Source organism: Aliiglaciecola sp. 2_MG-2023, from assembly GCF_030548145.1.
GTDB classification, from domain to species: Bacteria; Pseudomonadota; Gammaproteobacteria; order Enterobacterales; family Alteromonadaceae; genus Aliiglaciecola; species Aliiglaciecola lipolytica_A.
Window position 1 is genome coordinate 1 of record NZ_JAUORY010000063.1, and the last position, 1240, is coordinate 1240.

Sequence of the window (1240 nt, forward strand, 5' to 3'; positions counted from 1 at the left end):
GACATCCATGATTATTTGGTAATTTTTTCTAGATGTTCTAGGCTTACAGTTACTCAACAACCATGGATGGTTAGTTATGCCTCAGTCACGAAAATCTCAAATTAGTCTTATTGATACGTCCTATTATCATTGCGTCTCCCGTTGTGTTCGTCGCTCGTTTTTGTGCGGTGAAGATGAATTTACGGGGCAAAGTTATGAACATAGGCGAGGCTGGGTCGAGCAACGTTTACTCAATTTGAGTGCTGTTTTTGCTATTGATGTGTGTGCTTATGCTGTCATGAGTAATCACACACATATTGTAGTCTGTGTTGATAAAGAAGCAGCCGATAACTGGTCGTTAAAAGAAGTGGCTTATCGTTGGCATCAATTACATAAAGGCACATTACTTACCCAACGATTTTTGCGTGACGAATCACTGAGTCAAAGTGAGCAAATCACATTGAATGAAACGATTAATATTTATCGTCAACGTTTGTACGACATTAGTTGGTTCATGCGCAGTCTGAATGAATACATAGCCCGCGAGGCGAATAAAGAAGATGACTGCACAGGTCGATTTTGGGAGGGACGGTTTAAATCTCAAGCATTATTAGATGAGTCGGCCGTGCTAGCTTGCATGGCCTACGTGGATTTAAATCCAATTCGAGCCAAAATCGAAAAAACGCCAGAAACCTCAAAACACACCAGTATCCAAAAGCGTATCCAGGCCTGTATTAAAGGAGAGCAACCCAAAAACTTGATGGGGTTTGTGGGTAACCATAGACAAGGTATGCCTAGAGGCATTGCCTTCTCTCTCATAGATTACTGTAAATTAGTCGATTGCACAGGCAGAAGTATTCGAGAAGATAAAGCCGGTTACATCGAACACCAGCATAGCCCTATTTTAGAACGCCTTGGCCTTAATTCAGAGCAATGGATAACGCTTACCACAGAGTTTGAACAGCACTTTCATACAGCGGTAGGCAGTGAGCATATGATGCAACAATTTAAACAACATACCGGCCATCAACGAATACGAGGGATAACAAAGGCCAAAGCATTATTACAACAAGCCTAAACAATTTAGCAGCCAAATTTGTTTTAATCCTCCTACCCGATGGACGATTCTTGCTGTCTGTAATATGAATTAAATCAGAGATATAGCTACATAAAGCCACAACAATTCCAAACTTCCCCCCACTTTCTTATCAAAGCCCAAAAGCGCCATATTCACATCACTTTTTCGCTCTGAATTGGTTTG

Annotated in this window: 1 protein-coding gene; it reads left to right on the plus strand. The window is 41.1% G+C overall.

Going from position 1 to position 1240, the window contains the following annotated elements; all coding sequences use genetic code 11:
* The first annotated feature begins 76 nt into the window (after window positions 1–76).
* On the plus strand, window positions 77–1057 hold the full coding sequence (locus Q4567_RS22200) for a transposase (RefSeq protein WP_303502482.1): 981 nt from the start codon (window positions 77–79) through the stop codon (window positions 1055–1057).
* Window positions 1058–1240: the final 183 nt, after the last annotated feature.

What these genes read in the sequence shown, in the direction of transcription:
- Q4567_RS22200 (WP_303502482.1), top strand. Translation starts at nt 77, where the DNA reads ATGCCTCAGTCACGAAAATCTCAAATTAGTCTTATTGATACGTCCTAT.